The sequence below is a fragment of the Pseudomonas sp. MD195_PC81_125 genome, assembly GCF_014060985.1.
Classification (GTDB): Bacteria; Pseudomonadota; Gammaproteobacteria; order Pseudomonadales; family Pseudomonadaceae; genus Aquipseudomonas; species Aquipseudomonas parakoreensis.
This window is the reverse complement of the sequence record NZ_JABULD010000887.1, coordinates 1-1,166: the sequence shown is the minus strand read 5'-3', so window position 1 is coordinate 1,166 and position 1,166 is coordinate 1. Positions and strand designations below refer to the sequence as shown.

General features: G+C 48.8%; 1 protein-coding gene. It reads left to right on the top strand.

Features of this window, described 5'->3' with window-relative positions:
- Positions 1 to 101: 101 nt before the first annotated feature.
- The coding region (locus HT737_RS30110; RefSeq protein WP_182404642.1) for a hypothetical protein at positions 102 to 1,166 on the top strand (1,065 nt) is incomplete at its 3' end.

Sequence of the window (1,166 nt, the reverse complement as noted above, 5' to 3'; positions counted from 1 at the left end):
CCTGAATCGCAAGATTCAGGGTTTTTTATGCCTAGAAGAAAAGCGAAACACCCACACCGCATAAGAGCAGCCCCTGTTTCTTGCAAGGATGAATCAAGCCAATGGACATGCAAACCTCAAGCAAGCTGACCAACGAATGCGAAGCCAAGACCAAGAAGCCGCAACCTCAATCTCTGGACACGGTTTTTGAGTTCATCGAAAAGCACAATTGGAAACTCTTCCGAATTGCATCACTTGGTTTTGGCTTTTTGATATTTCTTATCTACTTCTGCCAAAACCACTTCTATCCCGACTTCGATCTCTTCAGCTTTCTTTCATTGCTTGCAACTGCCGCGCTCATCGGTGGCCTGATGGTTCTGGTAATTGCCTTTGGCTTTTGCGCACCCGGTTGGACTTGGTCAGAGGCTTTCTTTAGCGACAAGCCGGTACGCGAAGAGCTGGCGTATCGAATCAATGGAAATATGCCCAAGGAGCGCCTCGATCATCGCCTGATCAACCGCTACTTTTTCGCTCCAGGCTTCATATGCATGAGCATCCTATGGATGGCTCTATATTTTTTTGAAGGGGATACCGCCTACACCATCGGCCTTGTAGCAGGACCGTTTCTTAGCGGTCTACTTTTCGGTTCGATTTTGCAGAGAAATTACGAACTCCCTCCCTTTAGCTGGGCCAAGTTCACTGTCACAGCATTTCTCGTATTTTTCATCGCAAACATAGTTGCATTGCTGTCCACACTGGAGGTTGCCAGAGGCGTCCCTGAGGCCGTCAAAGCCGTCGGAGAGTATCCGTTCATGGCAGCCTGCTTCTTTGCCTCACTGGTGGTGTTTACCATCGTCACGGCAATAATCAGAGGCAATCCGCGCTTTGTGCTGATCGTCAGCCCGTTGTTTGCTGTCGTGCTGATGCTGTGGACCAATACCTGGATAGATCTTCCGGGCAAAATCGTCAAACTGCTTGGGCTGGGCAACTATCAAGCCGAACAAGTAATTCTCAGCAGCGATCTCTGCGAAAAATACAAAGCCATTGAGGGTTATGGCATCAAGAGCAATTGCGCATTGAATGACGTGCACGTGATCTGGTCGATGGGCAGTACCACTGTGATGACGTGGCAGTTTGCGAGTCAGGAATTAAAGGTAAAAATCCCCAGCAGCTCAATCCTTTCTACC